The organism is Muricoccus nepalensis, assembly GCF_006438825.1.
GTDB lineage: Bacteria > Pseudomonadota > Alphaproteobacteria > Acetobacterales > Acetobacteraceae > Roseomonas > Roseomonas nepalensis.
The window spans coordinates 14,031-28,158 of record NZ_RCZP01000034.1 but is presented as its reverse complement, the minus strand read 5'-3'; the positions used below and the strand labels follow the sequence as shown (position 1 = coordinate 28,158).

The window sequence follows — 14,128 nt, the reverse complement described above, 5'->3', positions numbered from 1 at the left end:
TGCAGAATTCCGGTTTTCTTGGGGGATCAATTCACGACGCCCGGCAGCCACAGAGCGATGCCGGGCCAAGCGAGCATCAGCGCCACGGCGATGAGATAGGCCGCGAGGAAGGGCAGCACTCCGGTGAAGACATCGCCGATCGGCCCGGGCGGGCGACGCATGCCCTGTAGCACATACATCACCGTGCCGTCGGGCGGGCTGATCTGGGCAATCTCCACCAGCATGGTGACGATGACGCCGAACCAGATTGGGTCGTAGCCGAGCGCTACCACAATGGGGAACACCACCGGTACGGTGGTAATGATCATGGAGAAGCCCTCCATGAAGGTGCCAAGGGCGAAATACAGCATCATGATCGCGGCCATGATTGCCCAGGGCGGCAGGGGCAGGCCGCCAATCATCCCAGCCATCGCCTGCGGCACGCCAATGGCTGTAAGGACGTAATTCAGCAGATAGGCGCCGAAGAGGATAAGGCCGAGCAGCGCTGTGTTGCGCGCCGTCGCCTCGGCCGAAGCGTGTAGCATACGCCAGTTCAGCTTACCGTCCAGCGCCGCGAAGCCGGCCGCGCCAACCACGCCAAGCGCCGCCGCCTCGGTGGGCGTGGCGAGGCCACCATAGATGCTGCCGAGCACGAGGAGGATGAGCGCCATGGTGGGGCCGAGATCGGCCAGCCCGCGTAGCTTGTCGCGCAGTGACACGGGCGGCCCCTTCTCCATTGGGTGCCGCAGCCCGTGGATGAGGATGACGCCGAGGAAGAGGCCGGTGACCAGCAGCGAGGGGATCAGCGCCGCGATGTAGAGGGCGCCGACCGACGTCTCCGTGATCAGCCCGTAGATGATGAAGGTGATGCCGGGCGGGATGAGGTTACCGAGCGCACCCCCCGCCGCGAGCGATCCCAGCACCATCCGCTGGCTGTAGCGCGTGCCGGAGAACCAGGGCAGGGCCACGGAGCCCATGGTGGCAGCCGTCGCCACCGAGGAACCGGAAATAGCGGAGAAAACCGCACAGGCGACGATGTTGGTGTGCAGTAGTCCGCCGGGTAGGCGGCCGAGCCAGAGGTTCAGCGCCTTGTACAGCCGATCCGACAGGCCCGCCCGCAGCAGTATTTCACCCATCAGCAGAAACAGCGGCACGGCCACGAGGACGAAGTTGCTGGAAGGAGACCAGAGGGTCTGCCCGGCGAACAGCCACCAGGGCCGGTCGGAGAAGGCGAGGCCGACGAGGATGCCCAGCAGCCCCAGCACCGCAGCCACATAAACGCCCGCACCGAAGAAGACGAGGAAGACGCCGATCAGCGCCAGGATCTCGACCACCGGTATGGCCTGGCCGCCGCTGGCGGCGGCGAAGACGGCAGCGCCGAGCAGCAGGATGAGGAAGAGGACGGCGATCATCGCGCAGTGTCTTCCTGGCGGGCCATGGCAACAGCCTCTAACGCCTCCTCTGTCTCATCCTCCAACCCGCGCGGGCCGAGCAGCGCATCCACAGCCGCCGGGCCTTCCAGCATGAGGCCGATGATGGATTCCAGCATCAGGACGGCGACCATCACGCAGAAGGCGGCGAGGCCGAACACCCAGATACCCTGTGGAATGGCAAGCGGCAGGTGGAGCGCGCTGTTGTCATGCGCGTCGAACAGCAAGCTTTCATCCAGCAGCGACCAGCCAGCCCAGGCGCAGAAGCCGGCGAAGACGCCAAGCAGGGCGAGCGCGAGGATGTGCAGCACGGCGCGCGGCCGAGGCGGCAGACGGTTCACCAGCGCATCCACCCGGATGTGCGCACGGCGAGCCAGGGTATGCGCCAGCCCCCAAGCGATGCCGCCGGCCAGCATATAGCCCGTGATCTCGATGGTGGCGGCGGAAGAAACGCCGAGGATACTGCGGCCAAGCACATCGGCGGTGATGAAGACGGCGCAGGCCACGTAATTCCAGCCGGCGACATGCGCCATGACAGATGCGACGCGCGCTGTGCCGCCCGAGAGGCCCCGCGCAGCACGCAGCAGGAGGTGCGTCATCCGCCGAAGCGGACGCCGCTGATCGGTGCGACCACCTGGTTGTAGATCTCGCCACAGCGCGCGCCACAGCGGCCAACCCAGTTCGGCAGGACGGTGCGTTCGAAGATGCTGCGTAGACGGGCGGCTTCCTCGGGCGTGCTCTTCACCTCGGTCATCGGGCGAGGGGCAAGCTGGTTCAGGCGGCAGCCCTCGCGGTTGCCAGTGTTGCAGTCGATGCCGTCGCGCGTGCCTTCATCACCGAGTTGCCAGAGCTTGTCCGACATCTCATGGAACGTGGCCTCGAGATGGGCGCGCACGGCGGGGTCCAGCCGATTCCACCAGGCGAGGTTCACCATGTAGCCTGCCACCGCCCAGGAGAGCGGCAGGTCGGAAATGTGGGAGGAGACCTCCGGCCAGCGCGCCGCGGCGCCGCTGCCCGTGCCGGTGATGGCGCAATCCACCACGCCGCGTTCGAGGGCAGAGTACACCTCTGGGAAGCCGATGGAGACGGGCTGCGCGCCGAGCGAGCCGACGAGATCGACCAACGAGGCGCCGAACGTGCGGATCTTGCGGCCGCGCAGCTCCTCCAGTGAGCGGAAGGCGGAGCGGCAGAATAGCACCTGGGCAGGGAAGGGATACATGATCACCAGTCGTACCCCGAAGCGCTCAAGATCACGGTTGGCTACGGGCATCAGCCCCTCGGTGATGCGGCGCGCGTCGGCGATGCGGGGCGCCATACCGGAGAGGTCCACGCCATCGAGGATGGGTACATCGCCCGATAGGGTAGAGAGGGTTCCGGCGCCGATCTCCGCCTGTCCGGAGCGCACAAGGCGTACGATTTCCGCGCCGCCAAGATTACGCTCCGCATGTGAGGCGAGGGTCACGTTGAGGCGCCCGCCGGTCCGAGCGGCCATGTCGCGCAGATAGGGCACGTCCACCAGGGTGAACTGCGTGTTGGTCGGCACAGGCTGGGTGATGGCGACGATGTTCACCCGCGGGCCTGGCGGGACGGGCGGCGCGGCCGTCGGCTGGGCGAAGGCGGATGTGGCCGACAGAGCCCCCATAAGGGCGAAGCTCGGAAGCAGCCCAGGCAGCTTGGCGAGAGATTTCAGCATCATCGTCGTCTCCGCGGCGGATTCAAGATAGCTTGACGCCGTGTCGAGAGCGGTCAAGCGGCTACGGCGGTGACTCGAAGCCAGAAGCGAAGCGCCGGGTGCTAAGCCCGCCCACGCGGAAGGCATCTCGCCTAGGATCGCGCCAGGGGCGCATTGTCATATTGTTTGGCCGCGAGGTGAGTTGGAGTGGGTGGCGAATCTGGCGCAACCTCACGCCGTCGTTTGGACGCACCTCTCCCGATTCCAAGCCTGGACGACGTTGTCACAAGCACGGCGGTACTCGCCGGAAGTTATTAGACCAGATGTCCGTCTGAGGCGGGCCACCCCGCCTCAGACGGACATCTGGTCTAGCCGGCCCGCCATATGCTCGGCCGTTACCCAGCCTGGGACCAGAGGCCAGCGGGTACAGCGCCAAGCTGCCTTGCTGCAGGCGGATGCCCCGGACCGTGCTGGTGTGAACTCCCGCTGCTTGCCAATGCGAGCGATGTCCCTCGGCCTCCAGAACGGGGACGATCTCCTTGTCATGCATGCCGAGGAAATCGGGAGGACATCACCCCGACCGTTCGGGATAACTGGACGATTCGCCAAGCCATCTATATTAGCTTGGCCAAGATCACCGACGCGGCCCATCCTTGCGAAGCAAGCTTTGGCGATCTGACAATGACGCTTTCATGACAACTTCAGTGCTCTAGGCAACAGAGTCACAGACGCGGCGTTCGGGCGCACTATGATTGCTCCTGAGCCTGCCGAGATTGAGATCAAGTTCCTCTTGCCGGAGGGCAGTGCTGCCGCTTTCGAGGATCATTCGGTGCTGCGCGGCGGTGAGGCGGCGTCGCCCTTGCACACGACGACGACCTATTATGACACGGTCGATCGTGCCTTCGCACGCGCCGGTGCCAGCCTCCGCCTTCGCCGTGCGGGTAGCCAATGGGTGCAAACACTCAAGCTTCGTGACGGTAGTGGGCCTTTCGGTCGCGGCGAATGGGAATGGACGGCGAAGGGGACCCGGCTAGATCCGCGGCATTTGGCGGAGACGCCCCTCGCCGGCTTAGGAGAGGAAGAACTAATCCCCGTCTTCACGGTTGAGGTGGTCCGCCGCACGCGAAGCCTTCGGCACGAGGGTGCCACGATCGAGATTGTGGTGGACGAGGGAACTATCCGCGCTGGTGACCGGATCGAAACCGTCCGCGAGGCCGAACTGGAGCTGAAGGAGGGCAGTCCGGCTGCCCTTTGCCACCTTGCGGCAATTCTGCAGGCCGACCTCTCCCTCGTTCTCGGCGCCGAGAGCAAGTCCGATCGCGGCTGGCGCCTACTCACGGGGGAGCCGCTCAAGGGGGGCAAGGCGCGGGACATCGACCTGCCGCGTGACGTCGTCGCGGCCGAGGCATTCCGGCGGATCGTCGCATCCCTCCTTGCGTCTCTCCTCGCACATCAACCCGCGGCCGCGGTGGGCCGGATGGAGGCGGTGCACGGAATGCGCATCGCGACCCGCCGCCTGCGGGCCCTCCTTGCGCTGTTCGGCCCCTGTTTGGCCGCGGTGCCTGGGGCGGCTTTCACGGCGGGCCTGCGGGACCTCGCGGCGGTGCTGGGTGAGGCACGCGACTGGGACGTGTTCGTCACCGAGACCCTGCCGCGCGCAGATGGTGCGGGAACCAGCCTTCTGCGCCCCTTGGCTGAGGCCGAGCGTCGCATGGCCCATCGCCGGGTGGCGGAGGAACTCGGCGGCCCTGCCGTGTCGCGCCTCGTGCTCGGCCTCGCGGCCTGGACTGAAGATCTGGCCGCACTGGCCGGCGAGGCAGGGGGCGGCGCCTTGGGCCAACCTTTGCTGGACCTCGCGCCTGACCTGCTGGCGCGGCTTGATCGGAAAGCCCGGCGGCGCGGCCGGCGTATCCGGCGCCGCTCGGAGACTGAGCTGCACGATCTCCGCAAGGCGCTGAAGAAGCTTCGCTACGGAGTCGAGTTCCTCTCTCCATTGCACAAGCCCAAGAGGCTGTCGGCTTACCTGCACCAGACTAGGCGGCTGCAGGAAACGCTGGGGGTGATCAACGACGCGGCCGTGGCCACTGCCCTGGCCGCGCGCCTGGTCGAGCACGACGCCGCCTTGGCCCCAGGAGCGCTGGCGCTGCGTGCCTGGGCCGATCTGCGACAGGAGGAGGCCCACAACGCTCTCCGCAAGGCCTGGCGCGCGTTCCGGGACGCCCACCTCCCGCGCCCGATCCGCTGAGACCGGCCGGAGCCGCACTCGCCGCGCGTCGGGACCTTGTCGCACCGCACGGCCGATGAACCGCCGCTGACACGGAACTGACATCCAGGTATCGTCGCCCTGTCTCGGATCAGCGGCTAGAGCGCGCTCGCCCACAAGGAGCGACCGCGCCGCCAATGCCGTCCGGCCACCCACGCAACGTCCTGCTAGTCGTCGTCGACCAGTGGCGCGCCGACTTCGTGCCCGCGCTCGGCGCGGATTTCCTGATGACGCCGAACCTCGACAGGCTCTGCCGGGAAGGCGTGACCTTCCGCAACCACGTCACCAACACGGTGCCCTGTGGCCCGGCCCGCGCCAGCCTGCTGACCGGCCTCTACCTGATGAATCACCGGGCCGTGCAGAACACGGTGCCGCTTGACGCGCGGCACAGCAACCTGGCGAAGGAGCTGCGCCGCCTCGGCTACGACCCGGCGCTCATCGGCTACACCACCACCACTCCGGACCCGCGCGGCACGGGCCCGAAGGACCCACGCTTCACGACGCTCGGCGACCTCATGGAAGGCTTTCGTGCGGTCGGGGCCTTTGAGCCGAGCATGGACGGCTATTTCGGCTGGCTGGCGCAGAAGGGCTACGAGCTGCCCCCCAACCGCGAGGACATCTGGCTGCCCGAAGGCGAGGAGCATCTTCCCGGCGTGACAGCGCGGCCGAGCCGCATTCCCGTCGATTGCTCCGACACCGCCTACTTTACCGAGCGCGCCCTCACCTACCTCAAGGGACGCAACGGCAAGCCCTGGTTCCTGCATCTGGGATACTACCGCCCGCACCCGCCTTTCATCGCGCCCGCGCCCTACCACGCGATGTACCGCCCCGAGGACATGCCGCCGCTGCATCGCGCGGCCAGCTGGCAGGAGGAAGCGGCGCAGCACCCGCTGCTCGACTTCTACCTTCGCGGCATCAGCCAGGGTTCCTTCTTCCACGGCGCCGGCGGTGCCGCGACGGAGCTGGAGGCTGGCTCCGTCGCCCAGATGCGCGCGACCTACAGCGGCATGATCTCGGAAGTGGACGCAGCCCTCGGCCAGGTCATCGCGCATCTCGACGCGACCGGGCAGTGGAAGGACACGCTGGTCATCTTCACCTCGGACCACGGCGAGCAGCTCGGCGATTACTACCTGCTCGGCAAGGTCGGCTACCACGACGAGAGCTTCCGCATCCCGCTGGTGATCAAGGACCCCGATTCGCCGGAGGCGGCAGGGCGCATCGAGAGCGCCTTCACGGAGAGCGTGGACGTGATGCCGACGATCCTCGAATGGCTAGGCGGGGAGGCGCCGCGCGCCTGCGACGGCCGTTCCCTGCTGCCGCTCGTCGCCGGCGAGACGCCGGCGAACTGGCGCCGGCACCTGTTCTACGAGTACGACTTCCGCGACGTCTTCTACTCCCGCCCCGAGGACGACCTCGGGCTCTCGATGGACGACTGCTCGCTCTGCGTCGTGCAGGACGGACGGTGGAAGTACGTTCATTTCGCGGCCCTCCCGCCGCTTCTCTTCGACCTGCGGGACGATCCGCACTGCTTCACCGACCTCGCTGGCGATCCCGCCCATGCGGCGGTGGTCCGGGACTACGCGCAGCGCGCGCTGTCGCACCGCATGTCCCATGCCGAGCGGACGCTGACCCACTTCCGTGCCACCCCCCAAGGCCTCGAGGAACGCCCGTCATGACCGTCTCCCGCCGCAGCCTGCTTCTCGGCGCCGCCTCCGCAGCCTCGCTGCCCCGCTTCGCCATCGCGCAGGCCGACCAGCGGCCCTTCATCTCGATCGCCGTGCAGAAGATCTCGAATAGCAACACGCTGGAGGTGCTGCGTGAGCAGTCCAACGTGGGCGAACGCATCTTCTTCTCCTCCCTCTGGGAGCCGCTGATCGGCCGGGACTGGCTCAACGAGCTGAAGACCGTGCCGGCCCTCGCCACCGGCTGGCGCCGCATCTCCGACAGCGTGGTCGAGCTGACGCTCCGCGACGGCGTGCGCTTCCACAACGGCGACGTCATGACGGCGGAGGACGTGGCTTTCTCCTTCGGGCGGGAGCGCATGTTCGGCAACACGCAGCCCACCGCGCAGGGCCGCACCATCTCCATTCGCGGCGACGTCATCCCGTCGCCCGCCCAGCGGGAGCTGCCGGCGGAGGTGACCGGCGTCGCCCGCCGGTCCTGGCCGGCGCTGGAGCGCGTGGAGGTGGTGGACGCGCGCACCGTGCGCTTCCACAACGCGACCCCGGATGTCACGCTGGAAGGCCGCCTCTCCCGCTTCGGCAGCGAGGTGATCTCCCGTCGCGCCTTCCAAGAGGCCTCGGGCTGGTTCGACTGGGCGCGCAAGCCCGTCCTGACCGGTCCCTACAAGGTCGTGGAGTTCCGACCCGATCACTCCCTGACCCTCGCGTCCCATGACGAGTACTGGGGCGGCCGCCCGCCGCTGCGCGGGATCCGCTTCCTCGAAGTGCCGGAGGTGGCGGCGCGCATCAACATGCTTCGCACAGGCGAGGTGGGGTTCGCCTGCGACATCCCGCCCGACCAGATCGGCGGCATCGAGCACGACCGCGCCTACGAGGTGCAGGGCGGCACGATCCTGAACCACCGACTGACCTGCTTCGACAAGAGCCACCCGCAGCTGCGCGACGCCCGCGTGCGCCGGGCCTTCACCCACGCTATCGACCGCCAGGCGATCGTGGACAGCCTCTGGGGCGGCCGCACCATCGTGCCGCGCGGCCTGCAGTTCGATTACTACGGCGATATGCTCGTCTCCGACTGGGAGGTGCCGCGCTACGACCCGGCGGAGGCGCGCCGCCTGCTGCGCGAGGCGGGCTACCGCGGGGCGCCGATCCCCTACCGGCTGCTCAACAACTACTACACGAACCAGACGCCCACCGCGCAGGTCCTCGTGGAGATGTGGCGGCAGGTGGGGCTGAACGTCTCCATCGACATGAAGGAGAACTGGTCCCAGATCCTCGAGCGCGGCGACACGCGCGCGGTGCGGGACTGGTCCAACTCCGCGCCCTTCAACGACCCCGTGTCATCGCTCGTCGCGCAGCACGGGCCGAACGGCCAGCAGCAGCAGGTGGGGGAATACAGCAATGACGAGCTGAACCGCCTCTCTGTCGAGCTGGAGACCGGGACGGATCGCGCGCGCCGCAAGGCCGTCTTCCGCCGCATGCTGGAGATCGCCGAGCGCGAGGACCCCGCCTACACCGTGCTGCACCAGAACGCGACCTTCACGGCCAAGCGGCGGGACATCCGCTGGCGGGCGGCGCCGGCCTTCGCCATGGACTTCCGCCAGGGCAACTGGGGCGGGTGATGACGCGCCTTTCCCGTCGCGCGGCACTCGCCTCCACCGGCGCGTCGCTCGTCCTGCCGCGCTTCGCGATCGCGCAGGCGGACCAGCGCCCCTCGATCACCGTCGCCGTGCAGAAGATCGCTAACAGCAACACGCTGGAGACCCTGCGCGAGCAGTCCAACGTGGGCAGCCGCCACGGCGGCTCTTACGGCGAGGCATTGATCGAGCAGGACTGGCTGGGCGACCTCCGCCTCCGGCCGGGGCTTGCCACCGCCTGGCGGCGCCTGGACGACCGCACGCTGGAGATGGACCTGCGCCCCGGCGTGCGCTTCCACGACGGGCGCGAGATGACGGTGGAGGACGTGGTCTTCTCCTTCGGGCCGGAGCGGATGTGGGGGGCGGACTCACCGGCCTCCCGGAACCTCTTCGGCAACGTTCCCGGCCGTGCCCAGGGCAAGGTCCCGCCGGCGGAGGCCGCCGCCATCGCCCGCCGCACCTACCCGGGCTTCGAGCGGATCGAGGTGGTGGACGCGCGCACCGTGCGCTTCGTCAACAAGGTGGCGGATCCCGCGCTGGAGGGCCGGCTCTCTCGCATGACGGGAATGGTGCTCTCGGGCGCGGGGTTCGAACAGGCCTCCTCCTGGCTCGACTGGGCGCGGCGGCCGGTCGGCACCGGGCCCTACAAGGTGGCCGAGTTCCGGCCGGACCAGTCCCTCACGCTCCTTGCGCATGATGACCACTGGCGGGGCCGCCCGCCGCTGCGCCAGCTTCGCTTCGTCGAGGTGCCGGAGGTCGCGAGCCGCATCAACATGATCCTCTCGGGCGAGGCGGACTTCGCCTGCGACATCCCGCCCGACCAGATCGGCGCCTTCGACCGCTCCGCGCGCCACGAGGTGGTGGGTGGCCCCATCATGAACCACCGCATCACGGTGTTCGACAAGAACCACCCGTCGTTGCGCGACGCCCGCGTTCGCCGTGCCTTCACCCACGCGATCGACCGCCGGGCGATCGTGGACGCGCTCTGGGCCGGGCAGGCGGCCATTCCGCGCGGGGAGCAGTTCGACTTCTACGGCCCCATGCTGCTGACGGACTGGGAAGCCCCTCGGCACGACCCGGCCGAAGCCCGCCGGCTGCTGCGCGAGGCCGGCTACAAGGGCGAGCCGATCCCCTACCGGTTGCTAAGCAACTACTACACGGCCCAGGTTGCCACCGCGCAGATCCTCGTCGAGGGCTGGCGCGAGGTCGGGCTGAACGTGGTGATCGAGATGAAGGAGAACTTCCCCCAACTCCTCTCGAGCCAGGGCGCGGGCACGGCGGCGGGCCGCGGGGTGCGTGACTGGTCGAATTCCGCGAGCTTCAACGATCCCGTCTCCTCCCTCACCGCCGCGCACGGTCCCGAGGGGCAGCAGTGGCAGATCAACGAGTGGCGCAACGAGGAGTTCGGGCGGCTCTCCGCCCTGCTGGAGGGCTCGATGAACCTCGACGAGCGCCGCCGCGCCTTCCGCCGGATGCTCGAGATCATCGAGCGCGAGGACCCCGGCTACACCGTGCTGCACCAGACCCTGAACTTTACGGCCAAGCGCCGGGACCTGCCCTGGAAGCCGGGCGGGTCCTTCTTCATGGACTTCTCGGCGCGGAACTGGGGCGCCTGATGCCGCCGCTGGTCGAGATCACCGGACTCACCGCCGCCTTCGACGGGGTGCCCGCGCTGCGCAGCGTGGACCTTTCCGTCGGGCGCGGCGAAGCGGTCGCGCTCGTGGGGGAATCCGGCTGCGGCAAGTCCGTCACCTGGCTTGCGGCCCTCGGCCTGCTGCCGGGCAAGGCGCGGGTCGGCGGCAGCGTGCGGCTGGACGGGCAAGAAATCCTCGGCGCGCCGCCGGCCACGCTGGATGCCGTGCGCGGCGGGCGCGTGGCCATGATCTTCCAGGACCCCGCCAGCAGTCTCAACCCCGTCCACCGGATCGGGCGACAGATCACCGAGGCGCTGGCCCTGCATCGCGGGACCACCGGCGCCGCGGCTCGGGAGGAGGCGCGGCGCCTGCTGGACCGCGTGGGCATGCCTGACGCGCGGCGGCGGCTGGACGCCTACCCGCACGAGCTCTCGGGCGGGCAGAACCAGCGCGTGATGATCGCCATGGCGCTGGCCGGCGCGCCGGAGCTGCTGGTGGCCGACGAGCCCACCACGGCGCTCGACGTAACGATCCAGGCGCAGATCCTGGAGTTGCTGGCGGAGATCCGGCGGGACACGGGCATGGCGCTGGTCCTCATCTCCCACGACCTCGGCGTCGTCGCGGAGACCTGCGAGCGGGTCTGCGTGATGTATGCCGGGCGGATCGTGGAGGAGACGGCGGCGGCCGACCTCTTCGCCGCGCCCGCCCATCCCTACGCCGCCGGGCTGCTGGCCGCGCTGCCGCCGATCGACGGGGCGCGCCGGCCGCTGGCCGCCATTCCCGGCGGCGTGCCCGAGCCCTGGGCCATGCCGCCGGGCTGCGCCTACGCGCCGCGCTGCCCGCGCCGCGTGGCGGCCTGTGAGGAGGCGGTGCCGCGGCTCTCCACCGTCGCCCCGGCCCATCGGGCCGCCTGCATCCGGCCGCTGCCCCAGGGCGCCGCGCGGGAGCTGATGAGCGCATGAGCGTGAACGACGAACCCCTCCTGCACGCGCAGGACCTCGTGCGCCGCTACGCGATGCGCCGCGGGATGTTCGGGCGCCCCGCGGAGGTGCGGGCGGTGGACGGCGTCTCCCTCACGCTGCGCCGCGGGCAGACGCTGGGGCTGGTCGGCGAATCCGGCTGCGGCAAGTCCACGACCGGGCGCATGGTGCTGGGCCTCGAGGTGCCGGACTCCGGCGGCGTCGCCTTCGCCAACGAGCGCATGCCGGCCCCCGGCACGCCGGCGTGGCGCCGCCTCCGGGCGCGCATGGCGATGGTCTACCAGGACCCGCTGGGAGCGCTGGACCGCCGGCTCGACATCGGGACGCAGGTGGCGGAGCCGCTGGAGATCCACGGCATCGGCACCCGCGCGGACCGCCCGGTGCGGGTGACGGCGCTGCTGCGCAGCGTCGGCCTGCGACCGGACCACGCGCGGAGCTTCCCACACGAGCTTTCCGGCGGCCAGCGCCAGCGCGCCGTCCTCGCGCGCGCCCTGGCCACCTCGCCAGACCTGCTCGTCTGCGACGAGCCGATCAGCGCGCTCGACGTCTCAATCCAGGCGCAGGTGATGAACCTTCTCGCGGAGGTGCAGGCGCGCACGGGGGTCGCGATGCTCTTCATCAGCCACGACCTGCGCGCGGTGCGGCAGATGAGCCACCGCGTGGCCGTCATGTATCTCGGCCGCGTGGTGGAGGAGGGCGAGCCCGACGACGTGCTGCACGCCCCCGCGCACCCCTACGCGCAGGCGCTCGTCTCGGCGATCCCCCATCCGGGGCGGCGCGGCGGGCGCATCGTGCTGAAGGGTGACCCGCCAAACCCCGCCGCGCGCCCCCCGGGCTGCGCCTTCCACCCCCGCTGCGCCCTCGCCGCCGCGCTCTGCGCGCGGGAGGTGCCGGTGCTGAAGCCGCGGGCTTCCGACCGGCGACTGGTGGCCTGCCACGTGGCGCAGGGAGAGGTCGCGCCGGGCGCCGGCCTGCCGCAGCCGGCGATGGAGGCCGCCTGATGCTTCGCTTCCTCGGCCTTCGCCTCGCCCGCGCGCTGCTGACGCTCGTGCTGGTGGTCACCTTCGCCTTCGTCGTGCTGCGGCTGTCGGGCGATCCCGCGCTGCTGATCCTGTCCGCCGACGCCCCGCCGGAGGCCGTCGCGGCCTTTCGCCAGGCTTGGGGGCTGAACGACCCGATCTGGCAGCAGTATCTCCGCTACTTCGCGGCGATCTTCCGGGGCGATCTCGGCCAATCCATGCGGGACGGCCGGCCCGCGGTCGAGCTGGTGGCGGAGCGCATCCCCGCCACCCTCGCGCTCACCCTGCCGGCGCTCTTGATGAAGCTCGGCATCGGCATCCCCGCCGGGATCTACGCCGCCCTGCACCGCAACTCGTTCGCGGACCGCGCGGTGATGCTGCTGGCGGTGGCGGGCTTCACCGTGCCCTCCTTCGTGCTGGGCCTCGTGCTCGTGCTCGTCTTCGCGGTGCAGCTCGGCTGGCTGCCGTCCGGCGGGCAGGAGAACTGGCGGCACGCGGTGCTGCCCGTCCTCACCCTGGGCATCGGCGGCGCGGCGGTGCTCGCGCGCTTCACCCGTTCCGCCATGCTGGAGGTGCTGGGACAGCCCTACATGCGCACCGCCCTTGCCAAGGGCGTGCCCTGGGCGCGGGCGGTGCGGCGCCACGGCCTGCCCAACGCGGCCATCCCGACCGTCACCATCGTCGGCTTCATGGTGGGCAGCCTTCTCGCCGGCGCGGTGGTGGTGGAGAGCGTCTTCTCCTGGCCGGGCGTGGGGCGCCTGTTGGTGGTGGCGGTGGCGAACCGCGACCTGGCGGTGGTGCAGTGCATCCTCCTCCTCGTCGCGACGACCATGGTGAGCGCGAACCTGGTGGTGGACCTTCTCTACGGCGTGCTCGACCCGCGCCTCCGCGCCGCCCCCCGGGAGGCGACCGCCTGATGTCCGACGTCTCCTTCGACGCCGCGGCCGCGGTCTCGGCGCCGCGCACGCGGCGGCGGGCGCGTCTCCCCGTGCCGGTGGTCCTCGCCCTCGGCTGGCTGGCGCTGATGCTGCTGGTCGCCGTCGCGGCGGACCTTCTCAGCCCCTTTCCCTACACGGCGCTGGACCTGCGCAACCGCCTCTCGCCGCCGGTGGGCATGGGTGGTGCCTGGCTGCACGCGCTGGGAACGGACGAGCTGGGGCGCGACGTCCTCTCGCGCCTGATCACCTCCATCCGGATGAGCCTGCTGATCGCCTTCGGCGCCACCGCCATCTCGGCCGTGCTCGGCGTGACGCTGGGCTTCCTCGCCGCGCATTTCCGCGGGCTTGTGGAGCAGGCGGTGCTGGCGCTGGTGGACTTCCAGGCCGCCATGCCCTTCCTCATCCTCGCGCTGGCCGTGCTCGCCTTCTTCGGCAACTCTCTGCCGCTCTTCATCTGCCTGCTCGGGCTGAACGGTTGGGAGCGGTACGCGCGCATCGCGCGGGGGCTCGCGGTCAGCGCGGGCTCGCAGGGCTATGCGGCGGCGGTGAAGGGGCTCGGCGCCTCGCCGTGGCGCGTCTACGGCCGCCACGTGCTGCCGAACATCGCCTCCACGCTCATCGTCTCGATGACCCTCGCCTTTCCCGAGATCATCCTGCTGGAGAGCGGCCTCTCCTTCCTCGGCCTCGGCGTGCAGCCGCCGATGACGTCGCTGGGCAACATGGTCGGCTACGGGCGGGAGTACCTGACGCGGGCGCCCTGGATCCTGCTCGCGCCCTCCTCGGTGATCGTGCTGACGACGCTCTCGGTGAGCCTCGTCGGCGACTGGCTGCGGGACCGGCTGGACCCCACGCTGCGCTGAGGCCCCGGCGGGAGGGCAGCGTCCCGCCGGAAGCCCC

The 14,128-nt window shown here is 69.9% G+C and carries 11 protein-coding genes; 8 read left to right on the top strand and 3 right to left on the bottom strand.

Features of this window, described 5'->3' with window-relative positions; genetic code table 11:
* Window positions 1-26 precede the first annotated feature (26 nt).
* The 3 genes from EAH89_RS23390 to EAH89_RS23380 are packed head-to-tail and all read right to left on the bottom strand — an operon-like array spanning window position 27 to window position 3,105.
* Window positions 27-1,391 (bottom strand): TRAP transporter large permease, encoded by a 1,365-nt coding sequence (locus tag EAH89_RS23390; protein WP_140886131.1) that lies wholly within the window; start codon window positions 1,389-1,391, stop codon window positions 27-29.
* A complete protein-coding gene (locus EAH89_RS23385) occupies window positions 1,388-2,008 on the bottom strand; it encodes a TRAP transporter small permease subunit (protein ID WP_140886130.1) in 621 nt (206 codons plus the stop codon). The genes EAH89_RS23390 and EAH89_RS23385 overlap by 4 nt, the downstream gene beginning before the upstream one ends.
* A complete protein-coding gene (locus EAH89_RS23380) occupies window positions 2,005-3,105 on the bottom strand; it encodes a TRAP transporter substrate-binding protein (protein WP_161993723.1) in 1,101 nt (366 codons plus the stop codon). The genes EAH89_RS23385 and EAH89_RS23380 overlap by 4 nt, the downstream gene beginning before the upstream one ends.
* A 724-nt stretch (window positions 3,106-3,829) precedes the next feature.
* Between EAH89_RS23380 and EAH89_RS23375 the strand changes: the two genes are divergently transcribed.
* The 8 genes from EAH89_RS23375 (at window position 3,830) to EAH89_RS23340 (ending at window position 14,091) form a co-directional block, all read left to right on the top strand.
* A complete protein-coding gene (locus tag EAH89_RS23375) occupies window positions 3,830-5,326 on the top strand; it encodes a CYTH and CHAD domain-containing protein (RefSeq protein ID WP_140886128.1) in 1,497 nt (498 codons plus the stop codon).
* 155 nt (window positions 5,327-5,481) lie between these two features.
* Complete coding sequence (gene pehA, locus EAH89_RS23370) at window positions 5,482-7,020, top strand: phosphoric/sulfuric ester hydrolase PehA (RefSeq protein WP_140886127.1); 1,539 nt, start codon at window positions 5,482-5,484, stop codon at window positions 7,018-7,020.
* The gene (locus EAH89_RS23365) at window positions 7,017-8,645 is read left to right on the top strand and encodes an ABC transporter substrate-binding protein (RefSeq protein ID WP_140886126.1); all 1,629 of its coding nucleotides are present in this window, start codon (window positions 7,017-7,019) and stop codon (window positions 8,643-8,645) included. Before pehA ends, EAH89_RS23365 begins: the two co-directional genes overlap by 4 nt.
* On the top strand, window positions 8,645-10,276 hold the full coding sequence (locus tag EAH89_RS23360; RefSeq protein ID WP_140886125.1) for an ABC transporter substrate-binding protein: 1,632 nt from the start codon (window positions 8,645-8,647) through the stop codon (window positions 10,274-10,276). The genes EAH89_RS23365 and EAH89_RS23360 overlap by 1 nt, the downstream gene beginning before the upstream one ends.
* Window positions 10,276-11,256: an ABC transporter ATP-binding protein gene (locus EAH89_RS23355; RefSeq protein ID WP_140886124.1), complete on the top strand. Its 981-nt coding sequence runs from the start codon at window positions 10,276-10,278 to the stop codon at window positions 11,254-11,256. Before EAH89_RS23360 ends, EAH89_RS23355 begins: the two co-directional genes overlap by 1 nt.
* On the top strand, window positions 11,253-12,275 hold the full coding sequence (locus EAH89_RS23350) for an ABC transporter ATP-binding protein (RefSeq protein WP_140886123.1): 1,023 nt from the start codon (window positions 11,253-11,255) through the stop codon (window positions 12,273-12,275). Before EAH89_RS23355 ends, EAH89_RS23350 begins: the two co-directional genes overlap by 4 nt.
* The gene (locus EAH89_RS23345; RefSeq protein ID WP_161993722.1) at window positions 12,275-13,210 is read left to right on the top strand and encodes an ABC transporter permease; all 936 of its coding nucleotides are present in this window, start codon (window positions 12,275-12,277) and stop codon (window positions 13,208-13,210) included. Before EAH89_RS23350 ends, EAH89_RS23345 begins: the two co-directional genes overlap by 1 nt.
* Window positions 13,210-14,091, top strand: a complete 882-nt coding sequence (locus EAH89_RS23340) for an ABC transporter permease (protein WP_140886121.1) — start codon at window positions 13,210-13,212, stop codon at window positions 14,089-14,091. Before EAH89_RS23345 ends, EAH89_RS23340 begins: the two co-directional genes overlap by 1 nt.
* The last annotated feature ends 37 nt before the right edge of the window (window positions 14,092-14,128 follow it).

Bases quoted from the DNA above. Each gene is read 5' to 3' on its own strand.
- EAH89_RS23390 (WP_140886131.1), bottom strand. From the start codon at position 1,391: ATGATCGCCGTCCTCTTCCTCATCCTGCTGCTCGGCGCTGCCGTCTTC.
- EAH89_RS23385 (WP_140886130.1), bottom strand. From the start codon at position 2,008: ATGACGCACCTCCTGCTGCGTGCTGCGCGGGGCCTCTCGGGCGGCACA.
- EAH89_RS23380 (WP_161993723.1), bottom strand. From the start codon at position 3,105: ATGATGCTGAAATCTCTCGCCAAGCTGCCTGGGCTGCTTCCGAGCTTC.
- EAH89_RS23375 (WP_140886128.1), top strand. From the start codon at position 3,830: ATGATTGCTCCTGAGCCTGCCGAGATTGAGATCAAGTTCCTCTTGCCG.
- pehA (WP_140886127.1), top strand. From the start codon at position 5,482: ATGCCGTCCGGCCACCCACGCAACGTCCTGCTAGTCGTCGTCGACCAG.
- EAH89_RS23365 (WP_140886126.1), top strand. From the start codon at position 7,017: ATGACCGTCTCCCGCCGCAGCCTGCTTCTCGGCGCCGCCTCCGCAGCC.
- EAH89_RS23360 (WP_140886125.1), top strand. From the start codon at position 8,645: ATGACGCGCCTTTCCCGTCGCGCGGCACTCGCCTCCACCGGCGCGTCG.
- EAH89_RS23355 (WP_140886124.1), top strand. From the start codon at position 10,276: ATGCCGCCGCTGGTCGAGATCACCGGACTCACCGCCGCCTTCGACGGG.
- EAH89_RS23350 (WP_140886123.1), top strand. From the start codon at position 11,253: ATGAGCGTGAACGACGAACCCCTCCTGCACGCGCAGGACCTCGTGCGC.
- EAH89_RS23345 (WP_161993722.1), top strand. From the start codon at position 12,275: ATGCTTCGCTTCCTCGGCCTTCGCCTCGCCCGCGCGCTGCTGACGCTC.
- EAH89_RS23340 (WP_140886121.1), top strand. From the start codon at position 13,210: ATGTCCGACGTCTCCTTCGACGCCGCGGCCGCGGTCTCGGCGCCGCGC.